This window comes from Flavobacterium difficile (assembly GCF_011392115.1).
In the GTDB taxonomy this organism is placed as follows: domain Bacteria; phylum Bacteroidota; class Bacteroidia; order Flavobacteriales; family Flavobacteriaceae; genus Flavobacterium; species Flavobacterium difficile.
Window position 1 is genome coordinate 493,834 of sequence record NZ_JAAJBT010000001.1, and the last position, 19,218, is coordinate 513,051.

19 protein-coding genes are annotated in these 19,218 nt (G+C 29.6%); 8 read left to right on the forward strand and 11 right to left on the reverse strand.

What is annotated here, in order from left to right:
* Nucleotides 1-34: 34 nt before the first annotated feature.
* From G4D72_RS02110 to recF, 5 genes are all read right to left on the reverse strand, one after another.
* Nucleotides 35-598: an RNA polymerase sigma factor gene (locus tag G4D72_RS02110; RefSeq protein ID WP_166075933.1), complete on the reverse strand. Its 564-nt coding sequence runs from the start codon at nt 596-598 to the stop codon at nt 35-37.
* A complete protein-coding gene (locus G4D72_RS02115; protein ID WP_394367564.1) occupies nt 589-1,695 on the reverse strand; it encodes a glycosyltransferase in 1,107 nt (368 codons plus the stop codon). The genes G4D72_RS02110 and G4D72_RS02115 overlap by 10 nt, the downstream gene beginning before the upstream one ends.
* 137 nt (nt 1,696-1,832) lie before the next feature.
* Entirely contained in the window at nt 1,833-2,870 is a 1,038-nt protein-coding gene (murB, locus tag G4D72_RS02120; RefSeq protein WP_317165222.1) for a UDP-N-acetylmuramate dehydrogenase, read from the reverse strand.
* Nucleotides 2,871-2,896: 26 nt separating this feature from the next.
* On the reverse strand, nt 2,897-3,586 hold the full coding sequence (locus G4D72_RS02125; protein ID WP_166075936.1) for a thioredoxin domain-containing protein: 690 nt from the start codon (nt 3,584-3,586) through the stop codon (nt 2,897-2,899).
* A gap of 5 nt (nt 3,587-3,591) precedes the next feature.
* Nucleotides 3,592-4,671, reverse strand: a complete 1,080-nt coding sequence (gene recF, locus G4D72_RS02130; RefSeq protein WP_166075937.1) for a DNA replication/repair protein RecF — start codon at nt 4,669-4,671, stop codon at nt 3,592-3,594.
* A gap of 136 nt (nt 4,672-4,807) precedes the next feature.
* Here recF and G4D72_RS02135 point away from each other — a divergent pair, with 136 nt between their 5' ends.
* The 7 genes from G4D72_RS02135 to G4D72_RS02165 all read left to right on the forward strand — a co-directional run bounded on the left by G4D72_RS02135 (nt 4,808) and on the right by G4D72_RS02165 (nt 11,507).
* Nucleotides 4,808-5,602 (forward strand): tetratricopeptide repeat protein, encoded by a 795-nt coding sequence (locus G4D72_RS02135; RefSeq protein WP_166075938.1) that lies wholly within the window; start codon nt 4,808-4,810, stop codon nt 5,600-5,602.
* Nucleotides 5,602-6,090: a 6,7-dimethyl-8-ribityllumazine synthase gene (gene ribH, locus G4D72_RS02140; RefSeq protein ID WP_166075939.1), complete on the forward strand. Its 489-nt coding sequence runs from the start codon at nt 5,602-5,604 to the stop codon at nt 6,088-6,090. Before G4D72_RS02135 ends, ribH begins: the two co-directional genes overlap by 1 nt.
* 74 nt (nt 6,091-6,164) lie before the next feature.
* Nucleotides 6,165-6,830: a Crp/Fnr family transcriptional regulator gene (locus G4D72_RS02145; RefSeq protein ID WP_166075940.1), complete on the forward strand. Its 666-nt coding sequence runs from the start codon at nt 6,165-6,167 to the stop codon at nt 6,828-6,830.
* 103 nt (nt 6,831-6,933) lie between these two features.
* A complete protein-coding gene (gene mutL / locus G4D72_RS02150) occupies nt 6,934-8,781 on the forward strand; it encodes a DNA mismatch repair endonuclease MutL (RefSeq protein ID WP_166075941.1) in 1,848 nt (615 codons plus the stop codon).
* A 14-nt stretch (nt 8,782-8,795) separates the two neighbouring features.
* A complete protein-coding gene (locus G4D72_RS02155) occupies nt 8,796-9,590 on the forward strand; it encodes a rhomboid family intramembrane serine protease (protein WP_235922424.1) in 795 nt (264 codons plus the stop codon).
* A gap of 39 nt (nt 9,591-9,629) precedes the next feature.
* On the forward strand, nt 9,630-10,460 hold the full coding sequence (locus tag G4D72_RS02160; RefSeq protein WP_166075943.1) for a rhomboid family intramembrane serine protease: 831 nt from the start codon (nt 9,630-9,632) through the stop codon (nt 10,458-10,460).
* A 36-nt stretch (nt 10,461-10,496) separates the two neighbouring features.
* The gene (locus G4D72_RS02165) at nt 10,497-11,507 is read left to right on the forward strand and encodes an endonuclease/exonuclease/phosphatase family protein (RefSeq protein WP_166076090.1); all 1,011 of its coding nucleotides are present in this window, start codon (nt 10,497-10,499) and stop codon (nt 11,505-11,507) included.
* Here G4D72_RS02165 and G4D72_RS02170 read toward each other — a convergent pair.
* The 6 genes from G4D72_RS02170 to G4D72_RS02195 form a co-directional block, all read right to left on the reverse strand.
* A complete protein-coding gene (locus G4D72_RS02170) occupies nt 11,500-12,066 on the reverse strand; it encodes a pentapeptide repeat-containing protein (RefSeq protein WP_166075944.1) in 567 nt (188 codons plus the stop codon). The two genes, G4D72_RS02165 and G4D72_RS02170, sit on opposite strands and share 8 nt — an antisense overlap.
* A 118-nt stretch (nt 12,067-12,184) precedes the next feature.
* Nucleotides 12,185-12,901, reverse strand: a complete 717-nt coding sequence (locus G4D72_RS02175) for a DUF4369 domain-containing protein (RefSeq protein ID WP_166075945.1) — start codon at nt 12,899-12,901, stop codon at nt 12,185-12,187.
* An 88-nt stretch (nt 12,902-12,989) separates the two neighbouring features.
* The gene (locus tag G4D72_RS02180; protein WP_166075946.1) at nt 12,990-14,861 is read right to left on the reverse strand and encodes a M61 family metallopeptidase; all 1,872 of its coding nucleotides are present in this window, start codon (nt 14,859-14,861) and stop codon (nt 12,990-12,992) included.
* Nucleotides 14,862-14,951: 90 nt separating this feature from the next.
* Nucleotides 14,952-15,239: a TIGR03643 family protein gene (locus G4D72_RS02185; protein WP_166075947.1), complete on the reverse strand. Its 288-nt coding sequence runs from the start codon at nt 15,237-15,239 to the stop codon at nt 14,952-14,954.
* Nucleotides 15,240-15,340: 101 nt separating this feature from the next.
* Nucleotides 15,341-15,943 (reverse strand): alpha-ketoglutarate-dependent dioxygenase AlkB family protein, encoded by a 603-nt coding sequence (locus G4D72_RS02190; RefSeq protein WP_166075948.1) that lies wholly within the window; start codon nt 15,941-15,943, stop codon nt 15,341-15,343.
* A 60-nt stretch (nt 15,944-16,003) separates the two neighbouring features.
* Entirely contained in the window at nt 16,004-16,900 is an 897-nt protein-coding gene (locus G4D72_RS02195) for an EamA family transporter (protein WP_166075949.1), read from the reverse strand.
* A 115-nt stretch (nt 16,901-17,015) separates the two neighbouring features.
* Here G4D72_RS02195 and G4D72_RS02200 point away from each other — a divergent pair, with 115 nt between their 5' ends.
* The gene (locus G4D72_RS02200) at nt 17,016-19,217 is read left to right on the forward strand and encodes an ATP-binding protein (RefSeq protein WP_166075950.1); all 2,202 of its coding nucleotides are present in this window, start codon (nt 17,016-17,018) and stop codon (nt 19,215-19,217) included.
* Nucleotide 19,218 lies beyond the last annotated feature (1 nt).

Consider the following 19,218-nt stretch of genomic DNA (forward strand, 5'->3'; position numbering starts at 1 on the left):
CCAAACCTAATGAAAATTTTTATGATGTAAAAATCTATTTTCCGCTAATAATTTCCGCTAATAATTTTTTAGCCCGAAGTAGTTTGATTTTGATATTATTCAGCGGTTCGTTTAACTGTTCTGCCATATCTTGATACGTCATTTCTTGAAAATAGCGCAGTTGTATCACTTCTTGGTAAGCAGGTTTTAACTGTTTAATTTGTTGTAATAATTGCGATAGGTTTTGTTCTGTAATCAGTTTGTCTTCAATGGTGGGTGTGTCATCTAAAACCTGATTCGCTAAACTGTCTTCTTCATCTGTAATTTCTAAAAACAAGGTCGATTTTTTCTTTCGAAGTAAATCGATATGTACGTTTTTTGCAATAGTAATTAGCCATGTATTAAAACCAAATTCTGGATTGTAAGTACTAATTTTATCAAAAGCTTTTGCGAAAGTTTCTATAACAATATCGTCTGTATCGGTTTCATTTTCCGTACGTTTTAGCATGTAACCGTACACTTCATTCCAATAAAAATCGAGAAGAAAAGTAAAAGCAACTTGATCGCCCAATTTTGCTTTTTGGATGTTTTTTAATATTTTTTCTTGTTTTATTTCCAATGTACAGGTTTAAAAATCAGATTGGTAAATGCCACCCTAAGATGTGTGATGATTAAAATTAATTCAAAAATTGGATACCAAATAATTACGTCTTTTTCGTTTAATTTTGCAGCCCCATAACCAAAAACAATCCAGTTAAAAATATATCTAAAACCTAAAACGCTAGCTACAATAATCCAATTGTATTGAAAAGATAGCAAAATTATTGCCAAAGTAATGCAAAGTACTTGTGAAATAAAAAATAATGCCAATTGAAATTTATCAAAACCTTTATAATGTTTTGCGGTTGAAACATGTCTTCTTTTCTGATTGAACCAGTCTTTATGCTTTGTTTTTGGTTTAGAATATGTAAAACTTTCAGGATGATAACTAACGGATGTATTTTCGCTATTTGCAGCTTCGTTAATAAATAAATCATCGTCTCCAGAACGCACGCGAATATGATTGATAAATCCATTCACATTAAAAAATTCCGATTTTTTATAAGCTAAATTACGACCAACACCCATGTAAGGTTTGCCAATTTTTGCCCAAGAAAAATATTGAATGGCGGTTAAAACTGTTTCGTAGCGAATGATTTTATTCAAAAACGAACCTTTAATTTTTTCGTATGCCCCATAGCCTAAAACGATAGTCTTTTTTGAAGAAAAATGTGCAGTCATTTCAGAAATCCAATTTTCAGAAGTTGGATAACAATCGGCATCTGTAAACAATAAGTATTCATTTTTTGCAGCTTTAATTCCTAAGGTTAAAGCAAATTTTTTATTTCCCCAAAATGCTTCGTTGTTTTTAACTTTAACCAATTTAATAAATGCATATTGCTTTTCATATTCTTCAAATAATTCTAAAGTATCGTCACTTGAAGCATCGTCAATTAAAACTAATTCGTAGTTTGGATACTTTTGAGAAACCAATATTGGAAGGTTTTTTTGTAAATTTTCGTATTCATTTTTGGCACATACAAGTACCGAAACGGGAATGTTTTTAGGTGTTCCTTTTTTGGGTTGCACAAAAGAAAAACGAGTGAAAACAAAAGCGTGATACACTAATTGAATGACGAAAAAAACTAAAAATGCAATAAAAAGTATAAATAAAATGGTTTCCATGTTTCTTTTAAAAGTTGTGCAAATTTAGGCTTATTTGTTTATAATTTCAAGTTTAATTTTTTGCGATTGGAGGTTAGAGAAACTAGCTTTTACTCCAAAAACACAAATTGTTAATCCCGAATTGTACATCAAATTACATTCACTTCCGCTTCGATACTAATTCCGAATTTTTCCAATATAGTTTGTTGAATGTTTTGTGCTACAGTCCAAATTTCATTTCCTGTAGCATTTCCATAATTGACTAAAACTAAAGCTTGTTTGGTGTGAATGCCTGCATCGCCAAAACGTTTGCCTTTAAATCCAGCTTGTTCAATTAGCCATCCTGCAGGAACTTTAACATGCGTTTCTGAAACTGGATAATGTGGGATTTCCGGATAATTTGCTTTGGCTTTTTCGTAAATTTCTATTGGAACTATCGGGTTTTTAAAGAAACTTCCGCTATTTCCTAGTTCTTTCGGATTAGGTAATTTGCTTTCTCGAATCGCAATTACAGCTTTGCTTACATCTTGTATCGTTGGGTTTTTGATGCCCATATTCTCCAATTCTGTATCTATTGCGCCGTAAGACGTATTGAGTTTGTGTTTGTTTTTTGTAAGTTTAAAAGTAACCGATAAAATTACAAATTGGTTTTTTAATTCATTTTTAAAAACACTTTCTCTGTACCCAAACTTACAAGCTTCTTTATCAAAAGTTCTAATTTCTTGCGAGTTGATTTTCATCGCTTCACACGAAACAAATGTATCTTTAATTTCTACACCATACGCGCCAATATTCTGAATTGGAGTAGCGCCAACATTTCCTGGAATTAAAGATAAATTTTCAATTCCACCATAATTATGTTGGATACAATATTGTACGAATTCATGCCAAACTTCACCTGCATTTCCTTTTACCCAAACAAAATCATCTGTTTCATCAATCACTTCGATGCCTTTGTTGTTAATGTGTAAAACCAAAGCATCAATATTTTGAGTCAAAAGCATGTTGCTTCCACCGCCTAAAATAAAAAGTTTTTTTTGTTGATTTTCTTTTAAAACTTCAGCTAAATTTGAAACCGAATTGATTTCACAAAATTCAGTCGCAAATGCTTCAATTCCAAAAGTGTTATATTTTTTTAAGGCTTGTTGTTTCGTAATATTCATGGTATAATTTTTTGAGCTTTCTATATGTGAAAACTGAGACTGAGAACTTTTTATAATGCTTTTTTCAAATCTTCTTCGCTAACGAATTCGTTTTTAAAGAAGGTTTGTTTTCCGTTTTTAATTACAATTACAACTGGTAAGCCTTGGTAACCTAAAGCGTTAAATAAAGATTTATTTTTATCGGCATCAATTCGGTGAATAATTACTTTATCTGCTAATTCTTTACTCATTTTATCTAAATAAGGCGCCATTTTTTTGCATGGCCCACACCATTCGGCATAAAAATCAATCACAACTGTTTTGTCTGAAACCATCAGTTTGTTGTAGTCTTCTTGAGTCATACCTGTCCAAACTGCATTTGTTTTCGGATTTGCTTTTTCCCATGCCATGTAACCGCCATCTAATTCTATAACATTTTTGAAACCTAATTCTACTAAATGATTTGCAGCTTTTTTACTTCTTCCACCACTTAAACAATATACGAAAACGGGTTTTGATTTGTCTAAATTAGCAACATCGGCATCAAAAGTATCTCCGTTCCAATCTGCATTTTTAGCATCAGCAATTTTCCCGTTGGCATATTCGCCTGGTGTTCTTACATCTAAAATTTGTGCGTCATCTGTTTTAGTAATTGTAGCTTTAAATGCTGTTGCATCAACACTTTTGAAACTTTGGCTATTGGTGCAACTGATTGATAAGCTGATAATTGCTGTTGCGATAAGGGTTCTTACGTTTTTCATGTTTTTTAGATATTAAATATTCTATAACTTTTATGTGTTTGTTTTATAATGTTTTCCGTTCGTTCAGGATGGGTGTCGGAAATGAATATTTGTCCAAAAACATCATCATTTACCATATTTACAATTTGTTGTACTCTAAAAGCATCTAATTTATCAAAAATATCATCAAAAAGCAAAATAGGTAAAGTTTTTGTATGCTTTTTTATAAAATCGAATTGGGCTAATTTTAACGCGATTAAAAAGGATTTTTGTTGGCCTTGCGACCCGAATTTCTTCACTGGAAAACCAGAAATATGAAATAAAATATCATCTTTATGAATGCCAACAGTGGTATATTGAGTAATTCTGTCTTTTTGAAGATTTTGGTGTAACAAATTGTCTAAAGTATCAAAATGCAATTGGCTATCATATTCAATAGATACTTTTTCTGCATTTTCAGAAATGACTTCATAGAGTTCTTGAAAAACAGGTACGAATTTTTCTAAAAACACTTTTCTTTTCGAAAAAATGATTTGTCCAAATTCAGATAATTGTTCATTGTAGATGCTTAAATTGTCCGCGTCAAAAACCTGATTTAGTGCAAAATATTTTAGTAATGCATTACGTTGTTGTAATGTTTTTTGATAATTGATTAAAGTATTCAAATAGGTAACATCAAAAGTTGAAATGACGTTATCAATAAATTTTCTTCTGGTTTCGCTGCCTTCTACAATTAAATCAGTATCACTTGGCGAAATAATCACTATCGGAATCAAACCAATATGTTCAGAGAATTTCTCGTAAATTTTACCATTTCTTTTTAATATTTTTTTTTGTGCTTTTTTATAACTGCAAATAATTTGTTCCGTTCTGTTTTCTTTTTCGAAAACGCCATCAATAACAAAAAATTCTTCACCATGTCTGATGTTTTGAGTGGAAAGCGGATTAAAATAGCTTTTTCCAACCGCTAAATGATAAATGGCATCTAAAATGGTTGTTTTTCCGATGCCGTTTTTTCCCACTATAGCATTAATCTTGCTTTCAAACTCAAAAGAATTTTCGGCAATATTTTTGTAATTGAGTAAAGATAGTTTTTTTAAAATCACGCTTTTTTTGTTAAAAAGTGTAGAAAATTCCACTTTCGAGTACAAATGTAAGCTCAATTTTTAAAAATATAAATAAAAGAACTTTTAAATTTAAATAAAAAGTATATTTTTGCACCTCTAATAAAATTTTAGTTAAATGGCAACATATAATAAAAGAGGTTATAAATCACCAAAACCTGAAGTAGAAAAAGATCCTGCATTTGATACAACTGTAGAAGAAATTAATGTAAACGAAAACGAAAGCACAACTGCTGGTGTTTTTAATACATTAGATGAAACCGCAAACAAAACAGAAGATTGGGTAATAAGAAACCAAAAAGCAATTTTAGGTGTTATTGCAACTGTAGCTATTGCGACTTTGGGCTATATTTTATTCGATAAATACATTGCTACTCCAAAGCAAGAAGAAGCTTTTAAAGAAATGAATCAAGCTCAATTGTATTTTCAGCAAGCTGTTGATGCTACTGAAAAGCAAGATTCTTTATTCAAATTGTCTTTAAAAGGTGGTGAAGGTAAATTAGGATTTGAAGGAATTATTTCTGAATATTCTGGAACTAAAGCTGCTAATTTAGCAGAATACTCTGCGGGTATGGCTTGCTTACATTTAAAAGATTTCAAAAAAGCAATTGAGCATTTAGATAATTTTTCAACTACAGAAAAAAACTTATTAGCGCTTGCTATTGGTGCTAAAGGTGATGCAAATTCTGAATTAAATAACAATGAAGAAGCATTAAGTTTATATGTTGAAGCTGCTAATTTAGAAGATAATGATTTCTCAACTCCAAGATTTTTAATGAAAGCGGCTAACATTGCTATTTTGTTAAAGAAAAACGATGAAGCTTTAGGATATTTAAAAACGATTAAAGAAAAATACGAAACTTCTCAAGAAGGAAGTACAGTTGATGTTTTAATTGCTTCATTAGAAAAATAATGGCAACAGAGAATAAAAATTTATCTCAGTATGATAAAAACACAATCCCAAACGCGAAAGATTTTCGGTTTGGGATTGTTGTTTCAGAATGGAATGATAATGTAACGGAAGGTTTATATAATGGTGTAGTTACCGCTTTAACAGATTGTGGTGCTTTACCAGAAAACATAAATCGTTGGAATGTGCCTGGAAGTTTCGAATTGATTTTTGGTGCACGTCAAATGCATGAAAAATTAGAATTAGACGCAGTAATTGTTATTGGTTGTGTAATTAAAGGTGAAACCATGCATTTTGAATTTGTCTGCGAAGGTGTGACACAAGGCATGAAAGATTTAAATTTACTGTATGATATTCCAACTATTTTTTGTGTGTTAACAGACAATACGATGCAACAATCTATCGATAGAAGTGGAGGAAAGCATGGAAATAAAGGTATCGAAGCAGCTATCGCAGCTATTAAAATGATAGACTTAAATAAGAAGTTTTAAATAACTTTCATAATAAAATTATAAAACTCTCAATCGCTTGAGAGTTTTTTTTATATTTGATGAAAAGCAGTTTTATGAATAATTCTATTTGGTTTTTCGATAATATTGATGTTTTTCAAATTCTTTGTCCACACCGATTTAAAGATTTTGCCAAAGAACACAACTTCAGTTTTTTGAAAAAAGGCGATTATGTTTATTTTGAAGAAGATGCTGCTAATAAAGTATTTTTAATTAATCAAGGAAAAGTTAAAGTAGGATATACTACTGAAGACGGAGAAGAAATTGTTACAGCTATTTTAGTAAAAGGACAAATTTTTGGCGAAAAAGCTATTTTAGGTGAAGAAAAGCGCAACGAATTTGCGCAAGCATTAGATAGTGATACTTCAATTTGTGTGATTAAATTGGATGTGATGTATGAAATGCTTCGAAGAAACAACGAGTTTAGTTTAAAAATATACAAATTCATAGGTTACCGATTTAAAAAATTGGAACGCCGTTTGCAAATTATGTTGTTTAAAGATGCCAAAACACGTTTGTTAGAATTTATAAAAGAATTAGCAGACGATTACGGATTTACCAATGCAATAACAGGCGATAAAGTGATCAGGCATCCTTACACTCAAAAAGATATAGCTTCATTAATTGGGTTGTCTCGACCTACTTTGAATGTCTTAATTAACGAATTACAAAACGAAAATATACTCACTTTCGATAGGAAAGAAATTATATTAAAAAAGTGATTATTGTTACTAACTTTTATAAATTTCTGTTTTTTTCACCACAAAAACCAGTTATAAATTTCATAAATTTGTAGTTTAACTTAACATAAAATACATCAGATTAATGTCTGGAATTATACAATTATTACCTGATCATGTTGCCAATCAAATTGCAGCAGGAGAAGTCGTTCAACGACCTGCTTCTGTCGTAAAAGAATTGGTTGAAAATGCTGTTGATGCGAAAGCCACTGAAATTAAATTAATTGTAAAAGATGCTGGAAAAACACTAATTCAGGTTATTGATAATGGTTTAGGAATGAACGTTACCGATGCACGTTTGTGTTTTGAACGCCATGCTACTTCAAAAATTCGTCACGCTGAAGATTTATTTGCACTACATACTAAAGGGTTTCGTGGTGAAGCATTAGCTTCTATTGCTGCTGTCGCTCATGTAGAGCTAAAAACCAAACAAGATCAAGAAGAGTTAGGAATACACTTAATCATAGAAGGCAGTAAATTAATTACTCAAGAGGTAGCGGTTTTACCTAAAGGAACTTCATTTTTAGTTAAAAATTTATTTTTCAATATTCCTGCACGTCGCAATTTTTTAAAATCAGATAATGTAGAATTGAAACACATTATAGACGAATTTGAACGTGTGGCTTTGGCACATCCGAATATTAGTTTTACAATGATTAGCAATGGAAGTGAAGTCTTTAATTTACCGAGTTCCAATTACCGTCAACGCATTGTAAATATTTTTGGAGGTAAAACTAATGAAAAATTAGTGCCAGTGGCAGAAGAAACCGAAATATTAAAAATTAGCGGCTTCGTAGGAAAACCAGAATTTGCCAAGAAAAACAGATCAGAACAATTTTTTTTAGTGAATAACCGATTCATCAGAAGCCCGTTTTTGCATCATGCGATTATGAATGCCTATGAAGGATTACTGAAAGACAATAATCAACCTAGTTATTTTTTATACTTAGAAGTGCCGCCACACACTATTGATATTAATATTCATCCTACCAAAACGGAAGTAAAGTTTGATGACGAACAAGCGTTGTATGCCATTTTACGTTCTTCAGTAAAACACAGTTTAGGCATGTTTAATGTGGCACCAGTTTTAGACTTTGAAAGAGATGCAACTCTTGATGTACCGTACGATTATAAAGATAAAACATTAGATACTCCAGTTATTCAAGTTGACAGCTCGTATAATCCATTTGCTACTGAAACAGAAACCAAAAAATATACTAGTTCATCAGTTTCATATGCTAAAAGTTCAGTGTCTCAGCCACATTGGGAAAGTTTGTATACCGATTTAAAGCAAGATACTTTTGAAGTTTCAACCGCTAATTTTGAAAATGAAGTAGTGGCCAGTAAACTTTTTGATGAAACAACAGTTGAAACTCAGACTTTAATGTACCAATTCAATAGAAAATACATTATTAAAAGTATGAAATCTGGTTTGTTAGTCATTCATCAAAACAGAGCCCATCAACGTATTTTGTACGAGCAGTTTTTAACCAATATAACGGTTCAACAAGCTAGTAGTCAGCAATTACTATTTCCTTTAGAAATTCAATTTTCTAGGGAAGAGATGATGTATTTGAAGGAAATTCAACCTAATCTAGAAGGTATCGGTTTTGCTTTTGAAAAGATGGGATTTGATGAGGTGATTATCTCAGGTTTACCCTCGCAAATTGCTGATACAGAAGTCAATGCTATTTTACACGATTTAATTTATAACTTGCAAGAAAATTTACCAGAAGATAGTTTTTCATTAAGTGATAGTATCTCTAAGTTCATGGCAAAAAGTGTTGCAGTGAAATCGGGTAAATATTTGAATACTATTGAATTAGAAAACATCGTGAATGGTTTGTTTGCGTGTAAAGATCCAAATGTTTCCCCTTTTCATAAACCTATATTTATTACATTAACCACAGAAGATTTAGATAAAAGATTTTAAGTATGTTCAACAATATGACACCAGTTGTAAAGCAACTATTAATAATTAACGTGATTGTTTTTATTTTGAGTCAAGTAATGCCTCAAAATTATATTACACTTTCTGAATATTACTTCGAAAATGCAAATTTCAGATTTTGGCAACCTTTTACCCATATGTTTATGCATGCTGGTTTAGATACGGAATCAGGATTTATGCATATTTTATTCAATATGTTTGCTCTAGTTACTTTTGGTTCTGCTCTAGAGCATTATTGGGGCGGCAAAAAGTTTTTATTTTTTTACATAGTATGTGGTTTAGGAGCTTCTTTATTTAATATGGGAATTGAGTACTATGAAATTCATCATGGTATTGAGGTTCTAACTAATGGTGTTTTTACCGATGCAGATATTTCTAAATTACTAAAGACTAATATTGTTGATGGAGATTCTGTTTATTTACAGCCTTTAATAGATGCTCATCCAAATCTATTTAATAAAATTACGGATCCTAATTTTGATTCTCAAGCATTTTTGAATGTAATTTCAAAAGGATATACAAGAGCAGTTGGTGCATCAGGAGCAATTTTTGGTTTGATGGTAGCTTTTGCTTTTATGTTTCCAAATGTAGAATTCATGATGTTGTTTATTCCTTTTCCTATAAAAGCAAAATATTATGTGTCAATTATTGTGGTAATAGGACTTTTTTCAGGTTTGTTTTCGGCAGGAGGTAATGTTGGTCATTTTGCACATGTTGGTGGCGCATTAACAGGATTTATATTAATGTTATTGTGGCGAAATAATAAGTTTAAACATACGCGTTGGAATTAATATTATAAAAACAGGTATTATAAAAACAACTAGAAATAAATGAATTTATTTAACGATATAAAACAGCACTATAAGAGTGGAGACGTTTCTCAGAAATTAATTTTTATTAATATCTTGGTTTTCATTTTGTCTGCTTTCATTTTTAGTTTTGCTTCTAATCAATTTCAATATCCAAGTTGGTTGGCTTTATCTTCTAATTATGAAGATGTGATATGGTTTCCATGGACGTTATTAACTTACGGATTTTTACATTCCGAAATTATACATTTAATTTTCAATCTGATTTTTTTGTATTACATCAGTATTTTGTTTTATACCTTTTTTAATACTAGACAATTTCTAACCGTATACTTTTTAGGAAGTTTTTTCGCAGGATTGGTTTTTGTAGCCTATGGTTTTTTCTTCAATTATGATAACTTAATTGTGGGTGCAAGTGCTTCAATTATGGCAATATTTATGGCAGTTGCTACTTATGCTCCAAATTATAACATTCGTTTGCCTTTAATTGGTTATGTAAAAATTTGGCACTTAGCAGCTTTATATGTTTTTATAGATGTTTCTCAATTGTTAACAGAAAATACAGGCGGACATATCGCACATTTATCAGGAAGTATTGCTGGGTTTATTTTTGCTATATTAATGAAAAAAGGAATTGATTTAAGTGAGGTTTTTCTTTTTAAAAAGAGAAAAAACACTACATTTAAAAAAGTTTATAAAAACAAACCGGTAAAAAAATACCAGTCGGTGCGTGTCTCGGATGTAAATTTCCAACAAAGACAAATTGACGAAATTTTAGAAAAAATAAGTAAATCGGGTTATGACAGTTTAACAAAAGAGGAAAAAGAATTCCTTTTTGCAGCAAATAAATAAAAGGTGTTTAAAGGCTTATCATTTATTTCTAAAACCATGTTGTTTTTTAATGTAGTGCTTGTAATTGCTACATTAATAGCTTATTTATTGCCTTTTTTGGCTCCGAAATGGTTTCCTTTTTTAAGTGTTTTGACTTTGTTTTTACCACTCTTTTTGGTTCTTAATTTGTTGTTTTTTATATATTGGTTGATTCAATTAAAAAAATACATTTTCGTTTCCGGATTAGTATTGTTGTTAGGAATTACGTTCATCAATAAATTTTATAATTTACAACCTACAGAATTGCCAAAAGCTACAAGCGATTTTACAATTATGAGTTATAATGTTCGCTTGTTTAATAAGTTTAAATGGGATCAGAAAGCCAATATTCCTGCTCAAATTGCCAAGCTAGTAGAAGATAAAAATCCAGATATTTTATGTGTTCAAGAATATTCCGATTTAGAAAAAACTAAATTTTCTGTTTACAAATACAAGCAAATTTTTAAAGAAGGAAAAAACATAATTGTTGGTAATGCCATTTTTTCTAAGTACAAAATTATAGATAAAGGAGTAATTAATTTTCCTAATTCTACCAATAATGCCGTTTTTGCAGATATTATAAAAGATACTGATACGTTGCGTGTATACAGTATGCACTTACAATCTATTAAAATAAGTACAGATATTGATGATGAAGAAATTCAGAAAATGGATGAATCTAAAACAAAGTACATTTTCAGAAAAATTAGTAATGCTTTTAAGAAACAGCAAGAACAAGCTTTACTATTAAAACAACATTACAGTCAATGTAAGTTTAAAAAAATTATTTGCGGCGACATGAATAATAGTGCTTTTTCATACGTTTACAGAACCATTAAAGGGCCGATGCAAGATACTTTTGAAACCAATGGTTCAGGTTTTGGAGAAACGTATAGATTTAAATATTATCCAGCACGAATTGACTATATTTTTGTAGATAAAACCATTCTAGTAAAGAGTTTTGAGACTTTAAATGAATTTCATAATAGCGACCATTTTCCTTTAATTTCAAGATTAGAAATTAAATAATATCTAAATCATATTTTTTTAAAAGTCCGCTTAAATTATCATTTGAAAATTTTGTTTTAGCTAATTTATTGTTTTCAGGATCTATTGAAAAATATAAAGCAGTTGAAAAATCGGTTTTTTCTAAGTTCGTATTTGCAAAAATAGATTTTGATAAATCGCAAGAATCAAATATTACAGCATATAAGTTGCAGCTAGTAAAATCAACATCTATAATTTTTGAATTGTTGAATTTCGAATTTTTCAAGTTCATTTTAAAAAAAGAACAAACTTGTAAAACACAATTGTCGAATGAAACTTCAAAAAGAAAATCATTGCAATATTCAAATTGCATTCCAATCAAAGTACATTCTTTAAATGCAACTTCTTTAAATGAAGTCGAACTTAATAGCGGCGATTCAAAGTTGCAATTTATAAATTCACAGTTTATAAAAGTACTTTTAGAAAGATTGGTTTTACTGAAAATACAGGCTTCGAAAACGCAAGAATCGTATTCGCCAGTTTCTAAAGATAAGCTGGTGTAATTATTTTTTTCGAATGTGTTATCCAGAATTAGTTTCATGAGTTGAGTGATAAAAAAATCCAAAATCTGTCATTCTGAAGTTGTATCAGAATCTCAAAAATTGGATTTTTTTTAATAGTTAAGAATCTGAAATAAGTTCAGATTGATAAATTGTGTATTAATTTTCTTCGTTTGCTTTTCTTTCTTTAATCCATTTAGACAGTTCTTTTCCGTATCTAGATTTTGCTGCTTTCGGACTTAACGTTTTATTAATAGTATCTAATATTTTTAAATTAGCATCTGCAATTTCTGTTAAAGCAATGTATGGCGCTACTTCATATTTCGGATTCACCAAGGCAAACTGTGCCGTATATAAATACTTTCTTACGGTTAATTTTTCTTTTTTCGTGTTTATTTCATCTGTTACTGCTTTGTTTTTTAAAGTTTCGTTTTTTAATTCTTTTTCAATTAAATCTAATTTTTCATCATTTAGTTTCGATTTAATTTTTAGAAATTTTTCGTAAATTTTATGATTTTCTGAACCAGTAATTTTCGCATTTGAATAAAAACCTTGTAAAGTAGTTTCAATTTTCATTTTCCCAGGTTCTGCGAAAAAGTGAATACTATTGTCAATAGATTCTGTTGTACCTCGGTCTAAAAAAAGATATAGCATTTGTGGTTCGTCTATTTGAAATTTTGTTTCGAAAGAAGATTCACCAGAAATTGAAATGCTATCTAAAGTGACTAAAGCCGTGTCTTTAAGTTGTTGTATGTAGAGTTTTCCTTTTTTTAAACCTTCAACATTTCCTGATAATTCGACATTTCCAGTTTTATTGTTCGATTTACTACATGAGGCTATAGCTGCAAAAATTATAACGATAAATATTTTTTTCATTTTTCTGAATTAAGAATTGCAAAGAAATAAAAAAATCCTCAAACTAATTAAAATTTGAGGATTTAATATTGTATTTTTATTAAATTATTTATCCTTTCAACCAGGCATTTTTAATCGCTTCTTTTGATGAGTCAGTAGCAGCAAAACCTGATTTTTCTTCTTTTGGTAAGTTAATTTTACCTTTTAAAACTTCGTCTTTTCCATTTCTGGTTACTGTTACAGTAATGGCATCTCCATCTTTCCAAGATTCACTTAACATTATTAAATCGTAAATATTGTCTAAGTTGTATTCTTTGTCGTTAATGGCTTTTAATACATCGTTTCCTTGAATGCCTAAACTTGTCATGAATACGTTGTTGCTCACATCAGCCAAAGCTTTAATTTGTTTTGTACTTTGATCTACAGTGATTAAAGGAATTCTACCGTCTTTTATAAACGGATTTCCAGTAACAAAAGTTTTACTTTTTGAAACGCCCATTTTAGCAAAATAGAAATCGTAAGGTATTGGAGTATCTCCAGCTACATAAGTGTTTAAAAAGTTTCCAATTTCTGGATACGTTAATTTCGTAATTCTATCGAATAATTCAGCATCATTAAATGGTTTGTTGCTTCCAAATTCATTAGACAAATCTTGCATTAAGTTTAAAATTCCTTTTTGTCCGTTACTTAGTTCTCTTAATTGGATATCGATACACATAGCAATTAATGCACCTTTTTGATATACATTTAAGTACTGGTCTTTATAAGGTTGTTCTAAAACGTTTTTACTCATTTTTGTAAAACTCATTTTATCATTCATGTTGTTGGCTTCTTCTATTTTGTCGGCCATTCTTTTGTAAAAGTCTTCCTCAGAAATTAAACCTTGATTAATTTGAAACAAGTTAGCGAAATATTCAGTAATTCCTTCATACATCCATAAATGCTCCGACATTTGTGGCGAATTAAAATCAAAATAATGAATTTCTCTGGAGTGAACACTTAACGGTGTAACGATATGAAAAAATTCGTGAGAAACCACATCTTTTAATTGTTCCTGAAGTTGTTCTAATTCCATCATTTCTGGCATAACAACTGTTGTAGATGTCATGTGTTCTAAAGCGCCGAAACCTTTTGCATCTTTAGCTTTCAAATCTGATAAATACAATAAAACAGTATATTTTTTATTGGCATTAAATTTACCTAAGAATTTTTTTTGAGCACGCATAAATTTTTCTGTCTCTGGAGTAATATCTGCGGCCTTAAATTTTCCAGTTGGCGAATATACACTAATAACAATATCCATTCCTTCTACATTAAATTCTGTGTAGTCTGGTTTAGAGTACATTATCGGATTGTCAACTAATTCTCCGTATCTTGAAGCAGTAAAAACATCAATTTCATTACTCGGATTAGTGTCTACTAATGAAGTAGCACCCCACAATGTTGCTGGATGTTTGATTTCAACGGTGTAAGGGATTTCAGATTTTCCTTCAAAATAACCAATAAATGCATGGGTATTTAACATAAAGTTTTCACCTGCTTTGATGTTAGTTCCTGCTGGAGAGAAAATATCTTCACTTTCTCCAAAGCCTGCTCCACCTTCTGTGTCGTATGTGTCACTAACATTATAAGTTACTTTTGCAAGTTTTTTAGCTTCATAAATTGTATAGGAATTCTCATCCATTTTCGCAATTTTCAGAGTGTTACCTTTTGCGTCAAAAGCTTTAACATTATCAACAAATCTACCATAGTTATCTTCAGAATAGGTTCCGGGAACAATTTTAGGAATATTAAAAGTGGTAGTTTCAGTCGTAATTTTAGGGTTGGTTATTGTAACTTTTACTTTGTCGTCTATAACATTAACCAAATCTATACTAACGGCTACATTGTTTATCGGTTCAACAGATTTGTTATTTAATTGAGCAGTTTTACAACTCATTAAAAATAATGCAGCACTTAAGGTTATGATTATTTTTTTCATTTATTTGGGTTTTTTATTTGATAAGTAGCTTTTTTTAAATTTTGTTACAAAAAAAAATCCGTCTAAGTTCTACAACTTGACGGATAACTTTTAATCTAACTTATTTTTAAAATAGTATTTACTATCTAAATCATCAATATCATCATCTAAATTATTGGTTTTAAAGACTTTTGGTTTGGGTTTTCCTGCCGCCACTTTCTTTTTCCATAATTCAAAATTATCTTTAGAAAGTTTTTTTCGCATAATTTCGGTTACTTCACTTTCCGTAATGCCAAATTCTTCTTTAATTACTTCAAAAGGTTTTTTTTCCTCTTGAGCCATACTAATTACACGTTCTGTTTCCTCGTAATTTAGTTCAATCTTTTTACTTTTTCTCATTAGTGAAAAGCATAATTTAATAGTTATAATTATTTAGTATCAAATGAAGTACCAATATTAATAAAAAAAAATATTTTCTAATAAAAAATCTATCTTTTTTTTCAAATAATTTTTCTAAAAGTTAAGTTGATTCTTGGGTTTTTAGGTTTTGTTGCTTTTGGAATTTGATGTTTGTAATTAATTTGAGCGCCATTTTTCATAACTAATAAACTGCCATGTTGTAAAATCAAAGATTGTTTTACCTCTTTTTTAGTATTGTGTTTAATTTGAAAATTGCGTTCTTCTCCGAAACTTAAAGAGGCGATAACTGGATCTCTTCCTAATTCTTTTTCATTGTCGGCATGCCAACCATTGCTGTCTTTTTCGTTACGATACAAGTTGAGCAATACCGTTGTGAAATTTTCTTGAATTTCATTTTCTATTTCTTCTTTTAAAAAAGTTAGCGCACTAGTAAAAGGATGTGGATGCATTACAATATTTGAATACCCGTAAGATTTTCCTTCATTTCCATATAAAGCGGTTAATCGGGGTTGTAAAATCTTTTTTCCGAAAATAGTAATTTCATCATGTTGCCAAGGTGTTTCTTTTTTTAGAGTATCAAAAAATAAATCTGCTTTTTCTTTTGAGATGAAATTCGGATAATAGATAAAATCGGCATCTGGTAAGTTAAGAACTATTGGTTCTTTGGAGAATAAATTAAGCATAAAAAAAGCGATGAAAGATTCACCGCTAATTTATTTATTATTTATCAGATATTTTTAAAATTATATTTTCTTTTTAGAAAAGTTGATATTCATAATCACAATTGCAAGGATAATTAATAAAATACCAAACCATTGCCAAATTACCACTTCTTCTTTTAAAATTAAAAACGCCATAAGTACCGAAACGGGTAATTCTAATGATGCTACAATGCTTCCTAAACCTAATCCCGTTTTTGGAAATCCTGCATTTAAAAGCATCGGTGGAATTATAGTTCCAAAAAGAGCTAAAAATAAGCCGTAATTTTTAAAAATATCAAAATTTAATGCGCCATTTTGAGTAAAAGCTGAAAAGGTAAAAACAATTACTGCACCACCTAACAACATATATAAACTTCGTTGTGCAGAAGAAATTCCTAAAGCGACTTTATTGGCTGTAAACATTGTTGTGGTAAATGATGCTGCGGCTAAAATCCCCCAGAAGATACCTCTCCAATCTAACTTTACATCAAATTCATATAATTTAGTCGCCAAGAATGTACCAAAAAGCACAATAACCACAGAAATAATTTTCTGCGAAGAGGGTAATTTTTTATCTAAATACCATTCTAATAAAACCCCCATCCAAACGGTTTGCATTAGTAAAACAATAGCAATAGAGACATCAATGTATCTGACACACAAATAATAAAATACACTTGTCATTCCTAAAGAAGTTCCTGCGATCATTAATTGCGAGATGTTTTTGGCACTTGCCTGAATTGCTTTTTCTTTATTATTGAATTTCTGAAATAAATTAATAAGTAAAACACCTAAAATTCCATAAATAAACTGTGATGAAGTTACTTCTGCAGTACTAAATCCATCTTTATATGCTAATTTTACAAAAGTAGCTAGCATACCGTAACTTGTTGCTCCTAAAGCAACTAAAAAAACTCCTTTTAATATTTCATTTCTCATTTCTCATTTTTTAAAAAGCCGACAAAGATAGGATTTTTAATGATTTTGTATAGCTTTTATCTTTTTAATTAAATAAAATGTTATTTTTGTTTCTACCTAAAATTTTTATAAAAAAATGGCTACATCTGAATTGGAGAAATCTATTGAAGAATTATTGCTGCATGCTCATGAAGTTAGAATAAATAATTTAGCAAAAAGTATAGATTTAGGAGAAAAAGCATTACAATTAAGTAGAAAAGAAAATTTTTTACCATTGGTTGCGAAATGTTTGAGTCAACTTTCCTTGTACTACATGATTACTGGTAAAATTGAGAAATCTATTGCGTATTCTAATGAAGCTTTGGTTTATTTTGAAGCCTTAAAAGATGAAATGGGTATTGCTCATGTTAAATATACTATTGCAGGAGTTCATTATAAAACCAATAACTATCATTTAGGTTTAATTTATTTTGTAGACGCCTTAAAAATTTATAAAAAATACGATGATTTTTTTAATCAATCAAGAGCTGAAAAATCTATAGGAACCATCTATGAATATATTGGTGACGATGTGAATGCTTTCAGTTTTTATAAAAGAGCAATAAAAAATGCTAAACAAATACATGATACCAACCTAGAATCTAACGTTTACAATAATTTATCTGGTTTATTACTTAAATCTAAAAAATATAAATATGCAATGGATTTAATTGAAAAATCTATTGCACTAAAAACGGAATCTAAAGATGTAAGAGGCTCTGCCTTCGCTTATTATGGAAAAGGTAAAGTATATTTAAAATTAAACGATTTTGAAAATGCACTCTATTTTTTTCAAAAAGCATTAGAGATTCATAAAGAAATGGGCGATGTAATGGGGGTTTCTATGGTTTGTAATAAAATGGGACAACTGTATTACAACTATGATGATCTTGATAACGCTTTGTTTTATGCCAATGAAGGTATAAAAATTGCCAAGTTTCAGAATATAACTATGATTAATATTAAGTTGTATAAGTTGTTTTATTTAATTTATAAAAGACTTAATAATTCTGAATTAGCACTTAAATACTTAGAACTTTTTGATGGAGAAAAAGCTGCGGTTTTAAATTCTCAGACTATAAATGTGATCGAGAATTACGACTTATTGTTAAAGATGAAAAAGTTAGAACAAGACGCAGAATTAGAAAAAGAACGTCAAGAAATTTTAAATAAAAAAAATGATGACGAATTAAATGCCATGCGCGCTCGTCAGGATTTTTTGTCTGTAATGAGTCACGAAATTCGTACGCCTCTAAATGCAATTACTACGATTATTCCACTATTAAAAGAACAAGTTTCAGAAGAAGGTCAGTCTTTAATTGAGAATTTAAAATTCGCATCCAATAATTTAATTAATATTGTTAATGATGTTTTGAATTTTTCGAAATTAGATTCTAAAAAAGAGAAGTTAACTTTAACGCCTGTTTCCCTAGAAAAAATAACCACAAATATTGTTAATGTATATAACAAAGTGGCTGTTGATAAAGGAATTTCTTTGATTTTAAATATTGAAATTGATCCCAAAATAAATTATTTATTAGATGAAACTAAATACACTCAAATTTTAAATAATTTAATTAGTAATGCTATAAAGTTTACAGATAAAGGTAGCGTTAAAGTAACTATTACGATTTTAAAATCTTACGAAAAATTCGATTACGTTTTGTTTGAAGTAATTGATACTGGTGAAGGAATTAAAGAAGAAAATTTAAAAGAAATTTTTGTTAGTTTTTCTCAAATAAAGCCAGTTTTAACAAGAAAACAAGGCGGAACAGGTTTAGGCTTAGCCATTGTAAAGAAAATATTAGAATTAGTTAAAAGTGAAATTAAAGTGAAAAGTCAAATTGGTGTAGGTTCTACTTTTTATTTTAAACTAAAATTAGAACGAACTGAATTGAAAACTCCAGTTGTTTTTCATGATTATACAAAATTAATAAATAAAGAAATTTTATTGGTTGAAGACACTGCAATTAATGCCATGTTAATGAAAAAGTTATTACAAAAATGGGGTATTATTGTTGATCATGTAGAAAACGGTAAACTTGCTGTAGAAGCTGTAAAAGCAAAAAAATATGATTTTATTTTAATGGATATTCACATGCCTGAAATGAACGGATATGAAGCTACTAAAATTATAAAAACTACAGAGAATTTCAACTCGAAAACTCCCATTTTAGCACTCACTGCAGATACTTTAACAGAAGCAGAACAAGATAGTATTACCTATTTTAATGGTGTGTTATGGAAGCCTTTCGAAATTGATAAATTGTATATTGCCTTAAACAAGGCATTAGGATAAT

Coding starts and splice junctions, on each gene's coding strand:
- G4D72_RS02125 (WP_166075936.1), bottom strand. CDS start 3,586: ATGAAAAACGTAAGAACCCTTATCGCAACAGCAATTATCAGCTTATCA.
- G4D72_RS02135 (WP_166075938.1), top strand. CDS start 4,808: ATGGCAACATATAATAAAAGAGGTTATAAATCACCAAAACCTGAAGTA.
- ribH (WP_166075939.1), top strand. CDS start 5,602: ATGGCAACAGAGAATAAAAATTTATCTCAGTATGATAAAAACACAATC.
- G4D72_RS02145 (WP_166075940.1), top strand. CDS start 6,165: ATGAATAATTCTATTTGGTTTTTCGATAATATTGATGTTTTTCAAATT.
- mutL (WP_166075941.1), top strand. CDS start 6,934: ATGTCTGGAATTATACAATTATTACCTGATCATGTTGCCAATCAAATT.
- G4D72_RS02155 (WP_235922424.1), top strand. CDS start 8,796: ATGACACCAGTTGTAAAGCAACTATTAATAATTAACGTGATTGTTTTT.
- G4D72_RS02160 (WP_166075943.1), top strand. CDS start 9,630: ATGAATTTATTTAACGATATAAAACAGCACTATAAGAGTGGAGACGTT.
- G4D72_RS02165 (WP_166076090.1), top strand. CDS start 10,497: ATGTTGTTTTTTAATGTAGTGCTTGTAATTGCTACATTAATAGCTTAT.
- G4D72_RS02170 (WP_166075944.1), bottom strand. CDS start 12,066: ATGAAACTAATTCTGGATAACACATTCGAAAAAAATAATTACACCAGC.
- G4D72_RS02175 (WP_166075945.1), bottom strand. CDS start 12,901: ATGAAAAAAATATTTATCGTTATAATTTTTGCAGCTATAGCCTCATGT.
- G4D72_RS02180 (WP_166075946.1), bottom strand. CDS start 14,861: ATGAAAAAAATAATCATAACCTTAAGTGCTGCATTATTTTTAATGAGT.
- G4D72_RS02185 (WP_166075947.1), bottom strand. CDS start 15,239: ATGAGAAAAAGTAAAAAGATTGAACTAAATTACGAGGAAACAGAACGT.
- G4D72_RS02190 (WP_166075948.1), bottom strand. CDS start 15,943: ATGCTTAATTTATTCTCCAAAGAACCAATAGTTCTTAACTTACCAGAT.
- G4D72_RS02195 (WP_166075949.1), bottom strand. CDS start 16,900: ATGAGAAATGAAATATTAAAAGGAGTTTTTTTAGTTGCTTTAGGAGCA.
- G4D72_RS02200 (WP_166075950.1), top strand. CDS start 17,016: ATGGCTACATCTGAATTGGAGAAATCTATTGAAGAATTATTGCTGCAT.